Here is a 15,643-nt window from a genome sequence, read left to right on the forward strand (position 1 = left end):
CCTGATCTGCCTAATTTCAGCCCTAGTGAGATGGAGACGGGCCGCGTGCCCGGACTCCTGTCCAGCGCACATCCGTCCCTGCGCACCACAACGTCGCGCGCCGTCCCCACCGGCGGCTTCTGGAAGGAATCCCCGAAAGTGAAGCTTCAGCGCAACAACCGGCTTCGCGCCATCGCCGCCGGTGCCCTCGCCCTGTCCGGCGCCTTCGTCCTCACCGCCTGCGGTTCGGACAACAACACCGGTGGTGGTGGCGCCGCGTCCACCGGCAACATCAAGTGCGATGGCAAGGGGCAGCTGCTGGCCTCCGGCTCGTCCGCTCAGAAGAACGCCATGGACCTGTGGACGAAGAACTACGGCGCGGCCTGTAAGGACGTCAAGCTCAACTACAAGGCCACCGGCTCGGGTGCGGGCATCCAGGAGTGGCTCCAGGGCAAGACCGCCTTCGCGGGCTCCGACTCGGCGCTCAAGCCCGAGGAGGTCGCGTCCTCGAAGAAGATGTGCAAGGGCGGTCAGGGCATCAACCTGCCGATGGTCGGCGGCCCGATCGCGATCGGCTTCAACGTCCCCGGCGTGGACAAGCTGACGCTCGACGCCGAGACCCTGGGCAAGATCTTCAACTCGGACATCAAGACGTGGGACGACCCCGCGATCAAGAAGCTCAACCCGGGCGTGAAGCTCCCGAGCCTCAAGATCCAGGCGTTCCACCGCTCGGACGAGTCGGGCACCACCGACAACTTCACCAAGTACCTCAAGGCCGCCGCCCCCAAGGCGTGGCCGCACGAGCCGGGCAAGGCGTGGGAGGGCAAGGGCGGCCAGTCCGCCGACGGCTCCTCCGGTGTCTCCTCGCAGGTCAAGCAGGTCTCCGGCGCGATCTCGTACTTCGAGCTGTCGTACGCGACCGCCAACAGCATCAAGACCGTCGACCTGGACACCGGCGCCTCGCAGCCCGTCAAGGCCACCGTCGAGAACGCCTCCAAGGCCATCTCCGAGGCCAAGCCCAAGGGCACCGGCAAGGACCAGGCCCTCGACCTGGCGTACGACACCAAGGCCGCGGGCGCCTACCCGATCACGCTGGTCACCTACGAGATCGCCTGCGACAAGGGCAACAAGGCCGGCACCCTCAAGGCCGCCAAGTCCTTCCTCAACTACGCCGCGAGCAAGGACGGTCAGTCCGCGCTGAAGGAGCTGGGCTACGCCCCGCTGCCCGACGCGATCGCCGCCAAGGTCCGGGAAAGCATTTCCAGCCTCTCCTGACCTGAAGAGTGCGGCCTGTTCCGCTCCCGGCCACCCCCGGAGCAGAGCAGGCCGCACCGTCCGGTGCACCGCCGCACCAGGAGCCTCACCCCCATCCGGCTCCGCAGACCGGAGAACCCATGAAAACGGATATAGAACCCACCTCCACATCCGCCGGGTCACCGCCCCAGGTATCGGCCCGCTCCACCGGCCGCGCCGGTGACAAGATCTTCCTCGGCCTCTCCCGGGGCTCCGGGATCGCCCTCCTGGTGATCATGGCGGCCATCGCGGGCTTCCTCGCGTACCGCGCCTCCATCGCGATCTCCAAGGACGAGGCCAACTTCCTCACCGCCTTCGAGTGGAGCACCGGCTCCACGCCGATGCGGTTCGGCATCGCGGTCCTCGCGTACGGCACGGTCGTCAGCTCGATCATCGCGATGGTCATCGCGGTCCCGATCGCCGTCGGCATCGCGCTCTTCATCTCGCACTACGCCCCGCGGCGGCTGGCCACGCCGGTCGCGTACGTGATCGACCTGCTCGCCGCGGTCCCCAGCATCGTCTACGGCCTGTGGGGCGCGCTCTTCCTGGTGCCGCATCTGACCCCGCTGTACACCTGGATGGACAAGTACCTGGGCTGGACCGGCGTCCTCAGCTACCAGGGCGGCGCCGCGCGGTCGCTGTTCACCGTCGGCATCCTGCTGGCGATCATGATCCTGCCGATCGTCACCAGCGTGAGCCGCGAGGTGTTCCGGCAGGTCCCGAAGATGCACGAGGAGGCCGCGCTGGCGCTCGGCGCGACCCGCTGGGAAGTCGTCCGCATGTCGGTCCTCCCCTTCGGCCGCTCCGGCATCATCAGCGCCTCGATGCTGGGCCTGGGCCGCGCGCTCGGCGAGACCATGGCGGTCGCCACCGTGCTCTCCCCCAGCTACCTGATCAACGTCAGCCTGCTGGACCCGGGCGGCGGCACCTTCGCGCAGAACATCGCCAGCCACTTCAAGGAGGCCAACGACAACGGGCGCGACGCGCTCATCGCCTCCGGTCTGGTCCTGTTCGTCATCACCCTGCTGGTGAACGGCGCCGCGCGAATGATCATCGCCCGCCGCAAGGAGTACTCGGGGACCGCCGCATGAGCGACACGACCATCGACACCACCACGCCGCGCGCGTCCACCCTCCAGCAGGCGCGGCTGCCGCGCTGGGCCCCGCTGGGGCTGGCCGTGGCCGCGGTCGCCGCGGGCGTCGGCATCGGCACGGCCGCAGGCATGGGCAACCCCTTCCAGATGGGCCTCATCGCCGCGCTGCTCTTCGTCGTCCTCTCCTACGCCGTCACGGCCGCGGTCGAGGGCGGCCGGCAGGCCAAGAACCAGCTGGCCACCAGCCTGGTGTGGCTCTGCTTCCTGATCGCGGTCGTCCCGCTGCTCTCACTGATCTGGGAGACGGTCAACCGCGGCAAGACCGTGCTCGACGGCTACTTCCTCAGCCACTCCATGGACGGCGTCCAGACGATCCTGCCCGGCGGCGGTGCGTACCACGCGATCCTCGGCACCCTGGAGCAGGTCGGCATCGCCACCCTCATCGCGGCCCCCATCGGCCTGCTGACCGCCATCTACCTGGTGGAGTACGGGCGCGGGCGGCTCGCGAAGGTCGTGACCTTCTTCGTCGACGTCATGACCGGCATCCCGTCGATCGTGGCCGGTCTGTTCATCCTCAGCTTCTGGATCATCATCCTGGGCTTCGGCTACTCCGGCTTCGCCGGCGCCATGGCGCTGGCCATCCTGATGATGCCGATCGTGGTCCGCTCCACCGAGGAGATGCTCAAGCTCGTCCCGGACGAGCTGCGCGAGGCCTCGCTGGCGCTGGGCGTGCCCAAGTGGCGCACCATCCTCAAGGTGGTGCTGCCCACCTCGATCGGCGGGATCACCACGGGTGTGATGCTCGCGGTCGCCCGTATCGCCGGTGAGTCCGCCCCCATCGTGCTGCTGGTCTTCGGCTCCCAGGCGATCAACCCCAGCCCCTTCGAAGGCGCCCAGTCGTCGCTGCCGTACTACATCTACGAGCAGTGGCAGCTCGGCAACGAGGCCTCGTTCGACCGCGCCTGGGCCGCGGCGCTCGTGCTCATCGCCTTCGTCATGATCCTGAACCTGGTGGCCCGCGGCATCGCCCGCTGGAAGGCCCCGAAGACCGGCCGCTGAGGCCGAGAAGAAGAGAAGTGATTCACATGGCCAAGCGCATCGACATCAGCGGTCTTACGGCCTACTACGGCAGCCACAAGGCCATCGAGGACATCTCGATGACCGTCGAACCCCGCTCGGTGACCGCCTTCATCGGCCCGTCCGGCTGCGGCAAGTCGACGTTCCTGCGCACCCTCAACCGGATGCACGAGGTCACCCCCGGCGGCCGGGTCGAGGGCAAGGTGATGCTCGACGACGAGAACCTGTACGCCTCCGGCGTCGACCCCGTCTCCGTGCGCCGCACGGTCGGCATGGTCTTCCAGCGGCCCAACCCGTTCCCGACGATGTCGATCTTCGAGAACGTCGCGGCCGGGCTGAAGCTGAACGGCTCGTACAAGAAGAGCGAGCTGTCGGACGTCGTCGAGAAGTCCCTCAAGGGCGCCAACCTGTGGAACGAGGTCAAGGACCGGCTGAACAAGCCGGGCGCCGGGCTCTCCGGCGGTCAGCAGCAGCGGCTGTGCATCGCCCGCGCCATCGCGGTCGCGCCCGACGTGCTGCTGATGGACGAGCCCTGCTCGGCGCTGGACCCGATCTCGACCCTCGCCATCGAGGACCTGATCGGTGAGCTGAAGGAGCGTTTCACGATCGTCATCGTGACGCACAACATGCAGCAGGCGGCGCGCGTCTCGGACCGTACGGCCTTCTTCAACCTGGCCGGCGTCGGCCAGCCCGGCAAGCTCATCGAGATCGACGAGACCGAGCGGATCTTCTCCAACCCGTCCGTCCAGGCGACCGAGGACTACATCTCCGGCCGCTTCGGCTGATCAGGCCCCTCGCCCCCGGGCGAGGAACGGCGTCCTGCGGTGCTGCATGGCGGTGCCACCGCACGACGAAAAAGGGCCCGCCCCCGGATCCCGGGGGCGGGCCCACTGCATCACCGCTGCATCGCCGACGTGGATCAGCCGAAGGCGAGATCCACGATCCAGTAGCTGAGGGCGGCGACTCCGGCCGCCGCGGGCATGGTGATGAACCAGCCGAGGATGATGTTCTTCGCGACCCCCCAGCGCACCGCGTTCACGCGCTTGGTGGCCCCCACGCCCATGATCGCCGAGGTGATGACGTGCGTCGTCGAGATCGGCGCCTGGAACATGAACGACGCGGTGTACATGACCGAGGCCGCCGTCGTCTCGGCGGCGAAGCCCTGCGGCGGGTCCAGCTCGATGATCCGGCGGCCCAGGGTGCGCATGATGCGCCAGCCACCCGCGTACGTGCCGAGCGAGAGCATCGCGGCGCAGGCGATCTTCACCCACACCGGGATCGCGTCCCCCTGATCCTCGACACCGCCGATGACCAGGGCCATCACCACCACACCCATGGTCTTCTGGGCGTCCTGGAGACCGTGGCCGAGCGCCATGGCGGCGGCCGACACGGTCTGGGCTATCCGGAAGCCACGCTTCGCCTTGTGCGGGTTGGACTTCCGGAACATCCAGAGGATGCCGACCATGACGAAGTAGCCCAGCACCAGGCCGATCAGGGGCGAGAGGACCATCGGGAGGACGACCTTCTCCACCACCCCGCTCCAGTGAACGGTGCTGGAACCGGCGAGCGCCGCACCCACCAGACCGCCGAACAGGGCGTGGGAGGACGAGGACGGCAGTCCGTAGTACCAGGTGATCATGTTCCAGGTGATGGCACCGATCAGCGCGGAAAACAGGATGATCATGCCCTGTTTACCGGTCGGGGTGGCGATCAGGCCCTCGCTGACGGTCTTGGCGACCCCGCTGCCCAGGAAGGCACCGGCGAGGTTCATCACCGCGGCCATCGCGAGCGCGGCCCGCGGGGTCAGGGCCCGGGTGGAGACCGAGGTGGCGATGGCGTTCGCCGAGTCGTGGAAGCCGTTGGTGTAGGTGAAGAAGAGCGCGACCGCGATGGTCACGACGAGCGCGAAGGTGTCCATGCCGGGGCTCAGGACTCCTTGACGGCGATCGTCTCGACCGTGTTGGCCACGTGCTCGAAGGCGTCGGCCGCCTCTTCCAGCACATCCACGATCTGCTTGAGCTTGAGCACCTCTATCGCGTCGTACTTACCGTTGAAGAGGTGGGCCAGCAGCTTGCGGTGGATCTGGTCCGCCTGGTTCTCCAGCCGGTTGACCTCGATCCAGTACTCCGTGAGGTTCGTCATGGTGCGCAGGTTCGGCATGGCCTCGGCAGTCAGCTCGGCCGCCCGCGCCAGCACCTCGATCTGCTGCTCGACGCCCTTGGGCAGCTCCTCGACCTGGTAGAGGACGACCAGGTCGACGGCCTCCTCCATGAAGTCCATGATGTCGTCGAGGGACGAGGCGAGGGAGTAGATGTCCTCGCGGTCGAACGGCGTGATGAACGAGGAGTTCAGCTGATGGAAGATCGCGTGCGTGGCGTCGTCTCCAGCGTGCTCCGCGGCCCTCATCCGCTCGGCGATCTCGGCACGAGCGGCGGAGTCCGCCCCGAGCAGTTCCATGAGGAGCTTGGAGCCGGTCACGATGTTGTCCGCGGAGGCGGCGAACATGTCGTAGAAGCTCGTCTCCCTGGGGGTCAGACGAAAGCGCACTGGGGATCCTCGGGATGCGGCGGATGGGGACTCGACGATGCTAGGCGCATCTTCCGGCCACGGTAACCGGCGTCCCCAGTGTCGCCCATCGGGCAGTGTGCTCTTCACAGGGGCCCGGTTCGGCCGAAAAAGCCGTTACCATATACCCACTGGGGGTATATGTGCACCGATAGTGAACAACGGGAGGACGCCATGACCACCACGGCAGCCGATACCACCGCGCCCACCGGCGGCGATGAGCGGGGCCAGGCGTCCGGCCAGGCTTCCCCTACCCACGGCGGCCACGGGTACGCCCACCAGAAGGACCAGCACCTGAAGCGGCTGCGCCGGATCGAGGGCCAGATCAGGGGCCTTCAGCGGATGGTCGAAGAGGATGTCTACTGCATCGACATACTCACCCAGGTCTCCGCCAGCACCAAGGCCCTCCAGTCCTTCGCCCTCCAGCTGCTCGAAGAGCATCTGCGGCACTGCGTCGCCAGCGCGGCCGTGGAGAGCGCCGCCAAGGAGGGCGACGAGGGAGAGGACGAGGTGGACGCCAAGGTCGCCGAGGCGACGGCGGCCATCGCCCGGCTGCTGCGGACCTGAGGGGCCGCGGGAGCAGGCGGGGATCCGAGGGGGCCTGCCCGGCAGCCCGCCTACCCGGCGTCCGGACCGCCTGGACCGTCGTTTTCCGGCCGCTCCGTATTTTCGGTCGTCCGCCCCGTCGAGCGATTGGCCGAATCCGATCGCTCTACTGTGCGATCGGCCGAGCGGTCGGCCTCCACCCGGAGCACCTCGTCGATGCGGTCCGGACTGAGCCTGTCCTCGTCCGCGCTCGCAGCAGCGATCATCAGTTCACCGTAGAGATCGATCTCGACGAGGGCCACGGGGTCCGGGCCCGGTGAGCCGCGACGCGCAACCACGTGTTTCACCTCCTCCTGCGAGCACCTTCGAGCACCTTCGAGCAGCGGCTTCCCAGCGTAGGGATCGGTACACACTCCGCGCATGGCACGGATGGGCCATTTCGAAGGACAGAGCGGGCCCCTCCGGCTACTTCTGAGGCGATCCGACCTTTCCTGTGTAGATATCCGCGGGCTTGGGGAGCTCGACGGCGGTCTCCACCCCGAAGTCGTACAGCTCCGTGGTCGAGGCCACCCCCACCGCGCGCCGCCCGTCCGCGCTCTCGGCGGGCCGCGTACCGCTCGCGCGGCTGGTCACGGTGAAGCGGTGCCGCACCTCACGCAGCCGCCCCAACCCGTCAAGATACGCGTCGAAGGGCACCAGCGGGTCGGTGAACCCCTTCGCCGCGGCGCGCAGCGGCCCGCGTACGCCGTGCGAGGCCACCTTCGCCGCCCGGCCGATGTCCGTGGTGCCGCGGTAGTGCCGCACCAGGGCGCCGTCCAGCCCCTCCTCCCCGACCAGGCTCGCCCGCCGCACCCCGCGCAGCAGTTCGGCGGCGGTCAGCGGATCGGTCGCCCCGCCGGTGACCAGATTGCCGTCCGGAATGCCCGCCGTGTCCACCCGTACCCATTTGTCGCTGGGGATGCCCGCGCCGCGGTTGCGCATGAAGAGCGCACCGGGCGCCAGCAGTTCGGTGATCGGCCCGTGCTCGGCCGCGCCCGTCGCGTCCCTCGGCAGGACCAGCCGCAGCCGCCCCCGCCGCTGCTCGTAGTCGTACGCCCCGCTGCCCTCGATCGACACCCGGGTGCCGCCGGTCGCCGTCTCCAGGGTCGTCCGCACCCGTGAACTCCCGGAACCCACCAGCACGTCCGCGGCCTGCTGGAGCACGGCGACCGCGGCCGCCGCCCCAGGGGCACCGCCCGGGCGCTCGTCCGCCACCGTCTGGGACGAGCAGCCGCTGACCGTCGCCAGCAGCCCGGCCAGCAGACCACCCGCCAGGCATCCGGCGACCGCCTTCGCCCGTCTCCTTCCACCGCGCCGCTGAACCACCATCGACCGTCGACCCCCTGGCCACGCTCGTCCACGCCTTGATACTTGTTCGTTTAACGACCCGTTCCGGCCACCCGTCACGGCCCGGTAGCGTGGTCATGTGCTCGACTCAGGTGACAAGGGCCCCGACCAACCCCGCACCTCCACCGTGGAGAAGGGGGCCTTCTGCCTCGCCAGATGCACCTGCGGCTGGACCGGTCCGGCCCGCCGCGCCCGGTCCACGGCCCGCGACGACGCCAGCGTCCATACGACGGACCGTCATTCTTCCGCCACAAACGGAACCCCACCGCCCGGCTTTTCCTCTGACCAGGCGACCGGGCGGCATACGCAGTAACGGCGGTGGCCCGGTCGACCAGTGGGAAAGGTCGACAGGGAGGGGACACCGCCATGAACCGGCGGACACTGCTGGCAGCGAGCGCGGGGCTGGCATCCACGGCCACCTGGGCCGCGGCGTGCAGCAGCACCACCACGGGACACGCCGCCGGCCGCGCGACGTCCCTCAGCGCCACCTCGAGCACCCGGCTCGCTGCGAGCGACGGCAAGGCGAAGGCCGCGGACTGGACGGCGCTCGGCAAGGCGCTGCACGGCGACCTGGTGCGCCCCGGCGACGCCGACTACACCGCCGCCAGGCGCCTGTACAACACCCGCTTCGACCATCTGCGGCCCGCTGGTGTCGCTTATATAGGCAATACAGCCGACATCGCCGCATGCCTGGACTTCGCCCGGCGCCTCGGCACCCCCGTCTCCATCCGCAACGGCGGCCACAGCTACGCGGGTTATTCCAGCGGCGACGGCCGCCTGGTCATCGATGTCTCCGCGCTCGCCTCCATACGCACCACCACGGGCGAGGCCCGCATCGGCGGCGGCGCCAAGCTCATCGACGTCTACAACCAGCTCGGCGCCCACGGCGTCACCGTCCCCGGCGGCTCCTGCCCGAGCGTCGGCATCTCCGGGCTCACCCTCGGCGGCGGCCACGGCGTGGTCACCCGGGCGTACGGGCTCACCTCCGACCACCTCACCGGCGCGACCCTCATCACCGCCGCCGGCAAGACCCTCCAGGTCTCCAAGGACCGCGAACCCGACCTGTTCTGGGCGCTGCGCGGCGCTGGCGGCGGCAACTTCGGCGTCGTCACCGAGCTGCGCTTCCGCACCCGCAAGCCCGGCGACGGCGTCACCGCCTATATGTCCTGGCCCTGGTCGAAGGCGGCCAAGGTACTCGGCGCCTGGCAGAAGTGGGGCCCCGACCAGCCCGACGAGATCTGGTCGGCGCTGCACCTGTCGGCCGCCCCCGGCCGCACCCCGACCGTCTCCATCAGCTGCTTCTCCCTCGGCACCTACGGCGGCCTCCAGAACGCGGTGGACCGGCTCGCCGACGGCCCCGGCGGCCCCGGCCCCGCCTCCCGGGTGACCCTGCGCCGCCGGGGGTACGTCGACGCGATGCGCATGTACGCGGGATGCGGCGACTCCTCGACCAGCAGCTGCCATCTGCCCGGCGACCAGCCAGGCCGCAGCACCGACGGGGTGCTGAAGCGGGAGACGTACGCGGCGCGGTCCGACTTCTTCAACCGCTCGCTGAGCCAGGCGGGGATACGCGCGATGCTCGACCAGGTCGAGCGCTTCGGGCGGCGCACCAGCGGCGGCGGCGCGGTCAGCATCGCGCTCACCGCGCTCGGCGGCGCCGTGAACCGCGTCGATCCGCAGGCCACCGCCTTCGTCCACCGCGGCTCGCGGTTCCTCGCGCAGTACACCGCGTCCTGGGCGGCGGGCGGCGCGGGCGCCCCGCAGAACGCCTGGCTGGACGCGGTGCACTCGGCGATGCGGCGCTACGCCTCCGGGGCGGCGTACCAGAACTACACCGACGCCACGCTCACGAACTGGCGCTCGGCGTACTACGGATCCGGCGCGGACCGGCTGGCGCGGCTGAAGAAGCGTTACGACCCGAAGCGGCTCTTCGACTTCCCGCAGGCGCTGTGACCCCGCGGGCCCGTCCTCTCTGTACAGACGACGGGCCGACAGACGACGGGCGGCCCGGCATGATGCCGGGCCGCCCGTCCGTCGTACAGGTGCGTCAGGCCGCGAGGTCCTTGCTGCCGCGCTCCGTGCCCGGCGACCGGGTCTCGGGGAACTCCGGGACCCCCTCGCCCGCCGCGGCGGCCGGGCCGGGGTGCCCGGCCCGTACCAGCCAGCCGGCCCGCGAGCCCGCGATCGTGGTGGTGAGCGGCGTCAGCAGCATCATCGCCAGCGGCGCCAGCAGCAGCGTGACCGCGGTCCCCAGCGCGAACCCGCCGATCACATCCGTCGGATAGTGCACGCCCATGTAGACGCGGCAGAAGCCCTCGAGCAGGGCGAACCCGATCGCCGCCAGCCCGTACCGCCGGTGGGCCATGAAGACCCCGACGGCGAGCGCCATGGTCAGCGTCGCGTGATCGCTGACGAAGGAGAAGTCGTTCTTGCCCGCCACCAGGACCTCAAGCCCCTGATGGTCCTTGAAAGGCCGCGGCCGCTCGACGAAACCGCGGATCGGGATGTTGGCGATCAGCGCGATCCCGGCGGCCAGCGGTGCCCATATCAGCCCGGCGACGGCGGACGGCGCGTCCTGCCCCCGCTTGCGCACGCTCCACCAGGCGCCGAGGCCCACCAGGGCGAGCCCGATGACGATCCCGAACTCGCCGACGAACTCCATCACGCGGTCGAACCAGTGCGGGGCGTCCTTGGCGAGCCCGTTGATGTCGTAGAGAAGGCTGACATCGGGGTTCGACCCGTCCAGTGCGAGTCCAGCCATGTGCCGCGGCCCCTTATCTCTCACCTGTCGCTACGTACAGCTGCCGACCCCCGTGCTTCCCCGCGACCGACGACCCCGGCGAACGATGCCGAAGGGTGTGCCGCCGATCCACTTCCAGGAAACGCCCTCATTGCGCCAGGCGTTCCGTTCGCTACCCAACGATCACCGGGACGTTATCGAAGGGTGACCCATCGTCGCTGCTCAGAGGGAATCCTCATGCGGCGCTGGGCTGGGGCAGCGCTTTTGCGCCATCCTTCGTCACCCGCGTCGCCCCGATGTAGTCCGGGGAGTCGATGGGATCGAAGCGGATCACCGCACCAGTGTAGGGCGCGTTGATCATCTTCCCGCCGCCCACGTAGATCCCCACGTGGTGAATGGATCTCGGGTCATCGAGATCGTAGGCGAAGAAGACCAGATCGCCGGGGAGCAGCTCATCGCGCTTGGGATGCGGTCCGGCGTTCCACTGGTCGTTGGCGACGCGCGGCAGCTCGATCCCCACCGTCTTGTACGCCGCCTTCGTCAGCCCCGAGCAGTCGAACCGCCCGCCCTGCTCCGGCGTGCCGTTGCCGCCCCACAGATACGGCTTGCCGAGCTGCTTCTGCGCGAAGTAGATCGCCGCGGCCGACTGCCGCGAGGGCTGCACGGTCCGGGTGGGCGCCTCGAAGCTCTTGGAGAGGTTGGTGATGGTCTTCACGTAGTTCTGGGTCTCGCGGTACGGCGGCACACCGTTGTACTTGATCACGGCGTACGCGCCCGCGTTGTAGGACGCCAGCATGTTGTGCGTCAGATTGCCCGGCACGTCCTTCACATACTTCGCGAGCGAGCAGTCGTAGGCGGCCGCGGACGGAATCGCGTCGTTCGGATTCCAGATGTCCCGCTTGCCGTCCTTGTCGCCGTCAACCCCGTGCGACGCCCAGGTGGCGGGAATGAACTGCGCCAGCCCCTTGGCGTTGGCCGGGCTCTGCGCCTTCGCGTTCCACCCGCTCTCCTGGTAGAGCTGCGCGGCGAGCAGGGCCGGATTGAGGGCGGGGCAGGAGTTCCCGTACCGCTGGATCAGCGACGCGTACGCGGCCGGGACGGAACCCTTCGCCAGTCCGACACTGGTGCCCCCGCCACCGCCCGCGAGGTTCGCGGCGACCATGTAGGTGCCGAGAACGAGCAGGACGACGAAGGAAAGAGAGACTCCGATACCGACACTGACACCCAGCCAGACCTTACGCACCCGGCCATCCTCCCCCATCAGCCCGCGGTACGAACGCGTTTCCGTACGCACGGCGAAAATCAGCCGCTCGCCAGCCGAAACCCTACGGGCGACCGGCTCCGTGCGCCCCCTGTACCCCCTCCGCGCACCCCGTGGAACGCGTAAAGTCCGGCCCGTTCGAGCACCTCACACCCCATGAACCCCAAGGAATACGGATGACGCAGCTGGACTGGCAGCGAGCCTCGACCGACGAGGACGAGGGGGCGGGCGCCTACCTGGAGGTGGCCGCGGGCCCCGACGGCCAGATCTACATGCGCGAAAGCAACGACCCGGAGACCGTCGTCGTCACCACCCAGGCCAAGTGGGACGCGTTCCTCAAGGGGGTCAAGGCGGGGGAGTTCGACGACTTCGCGGAGGAGGCCGGGGAGGACGTCGCGGAGAGTGCCGCGGAGGCCGTCACGGAGGAATAGGGGGCTCCGCTACCGATCGTTGCCCGGCGCCCACCCGCGTGATACACAGAGTGACCATAAGGCACCTGATGGACCGTGATGGACATGGCTCGTCCTCCTGCCAGGTCACCGTGGTCCACAACACGTACGAGATCCGCCAAGAAATGCCGCCTAGTCGACATGCGGAAGCGGAATCGTCAGCGAAGATAGAGACTGACCCCACGCCGGCTCGGCGGGGCACACAACTACCCATAAGGGGCGGTGAGTTCATTATGTTTCTAGCGGCCGAAAAGGGCGACATCAACACCATCATCGGCGGAATCGCCCCAGACTGGGGCCCCTTCGGAAGCCTGGGCAGCGAGGCCCGCGTGATGATCGAGGTCGTCATGGCCGTCGCGCTGCTGCTGTGCTTCGGCATCGCGATCTGGGGCGCGGCCAAGCAGCGCATCGGCGCGACCGCGCTGCGCGACACCTTCAGCGCGGAGCAGGGCAAGGGACTGATCGTCGCGGGGCTGACCGGCGTGTTCATCATCGGCTCGCTGGGCACGCTCTTCACGATCGTGTACGGCATGGCCATCTAGCCACGCTCCGCCCCGCCCCGGTCCGCGCCTCCGCGCGCCGGAGCCGACCCCCACGCGCGGCGCACGCCCCCGCCCCCGAGCTCCGCCCCCGATCCCCCCTACCGGCCCCACCCTCCGTACCCGAGGCTGCTTCCTGATGCCCGCACCCGCCGCCCCCGTCGCCGAGGTCGTGTCAGTCTGATGTCCACTCACACCACCACGCCCACACGTCGGTCCACGCCGCTACCGTCGTACCAGCGTGGCGGAACACCGACCACGGACGGCGGCAGGGTTGGCACGGTTGAAGGGGCGAGCACGCGATGAGTCTCGGCGGCGACGGCGGCTACGGCGGTGACTACGACTACGAGGGCCACGACGACGGCCGCACCCGCGGCACGGCCTCCGGCGGCCACCTGACGCGCACCCGCCTGCCCGAAGGCGACGAGGACCCGTACGGCCCGCCCCGCCGCGGCCCCGGCCGGGCCGTCAAGCCGAGCCGCAACCTGATCACGGTCATCGGGGTCGTCGTCCTGCTTCTCGCCGCCATCGCCTTCGTCAACCGCGGCGGCCAGAGCGACGGCGGCTCGTCCGACGCCGACTCCGGCGGCACCAACGCCGACGCCCAGCCCACCGCCCCCACCGGCACCCGCCCGGTCACCGGCAAGAACGGCACGACGGGCATCGCATCGGGCTTCCCGAAGTCCCAGCAGGGGGCGCAGAGCGCGGCGGCGAACTATGCGGTGGCGCTGGGGTCTGCCGACATGCTCAACCGTGAGCAGCGTCATGAGATGGTTCCGCAGATCTTCACCGCCACGGCCGCCGCCCCGCTCCAGACCAGGCTCGACAAGGCCTACTCCGCCAACGCCCTGGAAAAGATCGGGCTGGACGCGAACGGCAAGGCCCCCGAGGGCATGACCTACATCTCGCGCACCGCCCCTCTGGGCACCAAGATCTCGAAATACGCGAGCACCGCCGCGACAGTCGAGGTCTGGTGCACGGGGGTATTCGGAACGGCTGGCGAGGGTTCCAAGAATCCGGTCACCAACGACTGGTTCACCATGACCCTCAAACTGCGGTGGGTGGACAACGACTGGAAGGCCGCGAGCTTCTCGCAGAAGAGCGGCCCCGCCCCCGTCAACAGCGACAACACCGCCTCCACGGCCGATGAGATCGCCAAGGCAGTCGAGCAGTACGGAGGGTTCACCTATGCCCGCTAGCCAGAGCCGCCGCGCTCTCACGCTCACGGGCGTCCTGGCGGCCATTCAGTCAGCCGCTGTCCTCCTGGCGACCCGTGCGGCCGCTGCCCCCTCACCCACGCCGAGCCCATCCGGCAGCAACAAGGACGATTGCAGCGAGCTCCTCGGACAGGTCCGGGAAAACTGCGAAAAGGGCGGCGGCGGAGGCGGCTCAGGTCCCCCTTCCGACCCGTCAAACCCCCTCGACCCCGCCGCCTCCCTGGCCCGCGGCTGCGCCGACGCCGCCGCCTGGCTCGTCGGCAAGCTCTCGAAGCTCGTGAAGGAGACGGCCAACGTCGACTTCACGAACGAGGCCTTCCTCCGCCAGTACGCCGTCGTCTTCGCCGCCTCGACCGTCCTCACCCTCATCCTCTGGCTCCTCGCCGTCGCCAAGCGCGCCATCCGCGGTGTCCCGCTCGGTGAGGCGCTCTCCGAGGCCATAGGCTTCCTGTGGCTGACGGTCCTGGCCTCCGCGTTCACCCCGCTCATCCTCTATACGGTCGTCACCGCCACCGACGCCGTCACGGACGCCATCGCCTCCGGCACCGGCGCCGACAACGACGCCTTCTTCGGCTCGTTCGCCCAGGCCCTCAAGCGGGACGAGGACATCGGCGGCGGGCCCATCATGCTCATCGTCGTGTCGCTCGTGACGATCCTCGCGGCCGGTGTGCTCTGCCTGGAGCTGGTCATCCGCGCGGCCCTGCTCTACGTCGGCGCCCTGCTCGGCACGGCCGTCTACGCGGGGCTCGTCGACAAGAACATGTGGGGGCACGTCCGCCGCTGGGCCGGGATCATGATCGCGGTGATTCTCGTCAAGCCGGTCATCGTGATCGTCCTCGCCCTGGCCGGCGCGCTCTCCACCTCCGGTAACGATCCCGACGCCTTCTCGGCCGTCGTCTCCGGCCTCTCCATCATCATCCTGGCCATCTTCGCCAGCGCGATGATCTACCGCTTCGTGCCCGGCTTCGGCGACGAGATCGTCAAGGCCCGCAGCGCCAGCGCCGACCCCGCGTCCCGTCAGGCCGCCGCGGTCATCAGCTCGCCCGCGGCCCTGGTGAAGCAGGGCATCAACACCCACAGCGCCCGCGGCGGGGGCGACGGCGGAGGCGGCGGTGGCCGCCCGGCCCAGGCCAAGCCCGCCAACCCCGTGTCCGGCGGCGTCGCCGCGCACAGCTCCCGCTCCAGCGGAGGCGGGGGCGGGGGCGGAGGCGGGGGCGGCGCCAGCCGCACAGGCAACTCCGGGGGCGGGTCCGCCCCCGCCCCCCGTTCGCAGAACAACAGCTCAGGCAACAACCCGGGAGGTGACCGGCGGTGACGGTCGATGCCCAGTCCCACGCCATCGCACCGCGCCGCACGTATCTGATCGGGCGTGCCCGCCCCAACGCGATCGTCGGCAAGAACCGCGAGACCGGTGAGATCGCGCTGATCATCGTGGGCGCGTTCATCGGGATGATGTGCGGGCTGCTGGTGCCGATGCTGACGCTGCGCATCGTCGCCC

At 69.4% G+C, this 15,643-nt stretch carries 16 protein-coding genes and 1 pseudogene; 11 read left to right on the forward strand and 6 right to left on the reverse strand.

The window, feature by feature from the left end:
- Positions 1–138 precede the first annotated feature (138 nt).
- From pstS to pstB, 4 genes are all read left to right on the forward strand, one after another.
- Positions 139–1,254, forward strand: a complete 1,116-nt coding sequence (gene pstS, locus SSOG_RS20365; RefSeq protein ID WP_009716135.1) for a phosphate ABC transporter substrate-binding protein PstS — start codon at positions 139–141, stop codon at positions 1,252–1,254.
- 119 nt (positions 1,255–1,373) lie between these two features.
- Complete coding sequence (gene pstC / locus SSOG_RS20370) at positions 1,374–2,363, forward strand: phosphate ABC transporter permease subunit PstC (RefSeq protein ID WP_009716136.1); 990 nt, start codon at positions 1,374–1,376, stop codon at positions 2,361–2,363.
- The gene (gene pstA / locus SSOG_RS20375; protein ID WP_009716137.1) at positions 2,360–3,424 is read left to right on the forward strand and encodes a phosphate ABC transporter permease PstA; all 1,065 of its coding nucleotides are present in this window, start codon (positions 2,360–2,362) and stop codon (positions 3,422–3,424) included. The genes pstC and pstA overlap by 4 nt, the downstream gene beginning before the upstream one ends.
- 26 nt (positions 3,425–3,450) lie before the next feature.
- Positions 3,451–4,227, forward strand: a complete 777-nt coding sequence (gene pstB, locus SSOG_RS20380; RefSeq protein WP_009716138.1) for a phosphate ABC transporter ATP-binding protein PstB — start codon at positions 3,451–3,453, stop codon at positions 4,225–4,227.
- A 134-nt stretch (positions 4,228–4,361) separates the two neighbouring features.
- Here the strand turns inward: pstB and SSOG_RS20385 are convergent, their stop codons facing one another.
- Together SSOG_RS20385 and SSOG_RS20390 are read right to left on the reverse strand one after the other, a co-directional pair.
- Positions 4,362–5,360 carry an inorganic phosphate transporter gene (locus SSOG_RS20385; protein WP_009716139.1) on the reverse strand — a complete coding sequence of 333 codons (999 nt, stop codon included), beginning with the start codon at positions 5,358–5,360 and terminating at the stop codon, positions 4,362–4,364.
- Between the two features lie 8 nt (positions 5,361–5,368).
- On the reverse strand, positions 5,369–5,989 hold the full coding sequence (locus SSOG_RS20390) for a DUF47 domain-containing protein (RefSeq protein ID WP_009716140.1): 621 nt from the start codon (positions 5,987–5,989) through the stop codon (positions 5,369–5,371).
- A gap of 192 nt (positions 5,990–6,181) precedes the next feature.
- On the opposite strand from SSOG_RS20390, the gene SSOG_RS20395 reads away from it, so the two are divergent.
- Positions 6,182–6,574 carry a metal-sensitive transcriptional regulator gene (locus SSOG_RS20395; protein ID WP_009716141.1) on the forward strand — a complete coding sequence of 131 codons (393 nt, stop codon included), beginning with the start codon at positions 6,182–6,184 and terminating at the stop codon, positions 6,572–6,574.
- A 50-nt stretch (positions 6,575–6,624) separates the two neighbouring features.
- Here SSOG_RS20395 and SSOG_RS20400 read toward each other — a convergent pair whose 3' ends face one another.
- Both SSOG_RS20400 and SSOG_RS20405 read right to left on the reverse strand, forming a co-directional pair.
- Positions 6,625–6,900, reverse strand: coding sequence for a hypothetical protein (locus SSOG_RS20400; protein ID WP_154685959.1), 276 nt, complete (start codon positions 6,898–6,900; stop codon positions 6,625–6,627).
- A gap of 118 nt (positions 6,901–7,018) precedes the next feature.
- Entirely contained in the window at positions 7,019–7,921 is a 903-nt protein-coding gene (locus SSOG_RS20405; protein ID WP_039938172.1) for a hypothetical protein, read from the reverse strand.
- Between the two features lie 384 nt (positions 7,922–8,305).
- Between SSOG_RS20405 and SSOG_RS20410 the strand changes: the two genes are divergently transcribed.
- On the forward strand, positions 8,306–9,892 hold the full coding sequence (locus tag SSOG_RS20410; protein WP_009716144.1) for an FAD-binding oxidoreductase: 1,587 nt from the start codon (positions 8,306–8,308) through the stop codon (positions 9,890–9,892).
- Between the two features lie 94 nt (positions 9,893–9,986).
- On the opposite strand, the gene SSOG_RS20415 is transcribed toward SSOG_RS20410, so the two are convergent.
- Positions 9,987–10,700 carry a phosphatase PAP2 family protein gene (locus SSOG_RS20415; RefSeq protein WP_009716145.1) on the reverse strand — a complete coding sequence of 238 codons (714 nt, stop codon included), beginning with the start codon at positions 10,698–10,700 and terminating at the stop codon, positions 9,987–9,989.
- A gap of 214 nt (positions 10,701–10,914) precedes the next feature.
- Positions 10,915–11,922, reverse strand: coding sequence for a C40 family peptidase (locus tag SSOG_RS20420; protein ID WP_009716146.1), 1,008 nt, complete (start codon positions 11,920–11,922; stop codon positions 10,915–10,917).
- A gap of 194 nt (positions 11,923–12,116) precedes the next feature.
- Here SSOG_RS20420 and SSOG_RS20425 point away from each other — a divergent pair, with 194 nt between their 5' ends.
- The 5 genes and pseudogenes from SSOG_RS20425 to SSOG_RS20445 all read left to right on the forward strand — a co-directional run.
- Positions 12,117–12,371 carry a DUF397 domain-containing protein gene (locus tag SSOG_RS20425; protein WP_039938176.1) on the forward strand — a complete coding sequence of 85 codons (255 nt, stop codon included), beginning with the start codon at positions 12,117–12,119 and terminating at the stop codon, positions 12,369–12,371.
- Between the two features lie 251 nt (positions 12,372–12,622).
- Positions 12,623–12,931 (forward strand): hypothetical protein, encoded by a 309-nt coding sequence (locus SSOG_RS20430; protein ID WP_009716148.1) that lies wholly within the window; start codon positions 12,623–12,625, stop codon positions 12,929–12,931.
- Between the two features lie 299 nt (positions 12,932–13,230).
- On the forward strand, positions 13,231–14,127 hold the full coding sequence (locus SSOG_RS20435) for a DUF8175 domain-containg protein (protein ID WP_009716149.1): 897 nt from the start codon (positions 13,231–13,233) through the stop codon (positions 14,125–14,127).
- Positions 14,117–15,460, forward strand: coding sequence for a hypothetical protein (locus SSOG_RS20440; RefSeq protein WP_039938179.1), 1,344 nt, complete (start codon positions 14,117–14,119; stop codon positions 15,458–15,460). Before SSOG_RS20435 ends, SSOG_RS20440 begins: the two co-directional genes overlap by 11 nt.
- Positions 15,457–15,643: pseudogene (locus SSOG_RS20445) on the forward strand (SCO6880 family protein); the annotation flags it as partial. The gene SSOG_RS20440 and the pseudogene SSOG_RS20445, both read left to right, overlap by 4 nt.

This window comes from Streptomyces himastatinicus ATCC 53653 (assembly GCF_000158915.1).
In the GTDB taxonomy this organism is placed as follows: Bacteria; Actinomycetota; Actinomycetes; order Streptomycetales; family Streptomycetaceae; genus Streptomyces; species Streptomyces himastatinicus.

Bases quoted from the DNA above. Each gene is read 5' to 3' on its own strand.
- SSOG_RS20430 (WP_009716148.1), top strand. From the start codon at position 12,623: ATGTTTCTAGCGGCCGAAAAGGGCGACATCAACACCATCATCGGCGGA.
- SSOG_RS20405 (WP_039938172.1), bottom strand. From the start codon at position 7,921: ATGGTGGTTCAGCGGCGCGGTGGAAGGAGACGGGCGAAGGCGGTCGCC.
- pstA (WP_009716137.1), top strand. From the start codon at position 2,360: ATGAGCGACACGACCATCGACACCACCACGCCGCGCGCGTCCACCCTC.
- SSOG_RS20385 (WP_009716139.1), bottom strand. From the start codon at position 5,360: ATGGACACCTTCGCGCTCGTCGTGACCATCGCGGTCGCGCTCTTCTTC.
- SSOG_RS20435 (WP_009716149.1), top strand. From the start codon at position 13,231: ATGAGTCTCGGCGGCGACGGCGGCTACGGCGGTGACTACGACTACGAG.
- SSOG_RS20415 (WP_009716145.1), bottom strand. From the start codon at position 10,700: ATGGCTGGACTCGCACTGGACGGGTCGAACCCCGATGTCAGCCTTCTC.
- SSOG_RS20440 (WP_039938179.1), top strand. From the start codon at position 14,117: ATGCCCGCTAGCCAGAGCCGCCGCGCTCTCACGCTCACGGGCGTCCTG.
- pstC (WP_009716136.1), top strand. From the start codon at position 1,374: ATGAAAACGGATATAGAACCCACCTCCACATCCGCCGGGTCACCGCCC.
- SSOG_RS20410 (WP_009716144.1), top strand. From the start codon at position 8,306: ATGAACCGGCGGACACTGCTGGCAGCGAGCGCGGGGCTGGCATCCACG.
- SSOG_RS20425 (WP_039938176.1), top strand. From the start codon at position 12,117: ATGACGCAGCTGGACTGGCAGCGAGCCTCGACCGACGAGGACGAGGGG.
- SSOG_RS20395 (WP_009716141.1), top strand. From the start codon at position 6,182: ATGACCACCACGGCAGCCGATACCACCGCGCCCACCGGCGGCGATGAG.
- pstB (WP_009716138.1), top strand. From the start codon at position 3,451: ATGGCCAAGCGCATCGACATCAGCGGTCTTACGGCCTACTACGGCAGC.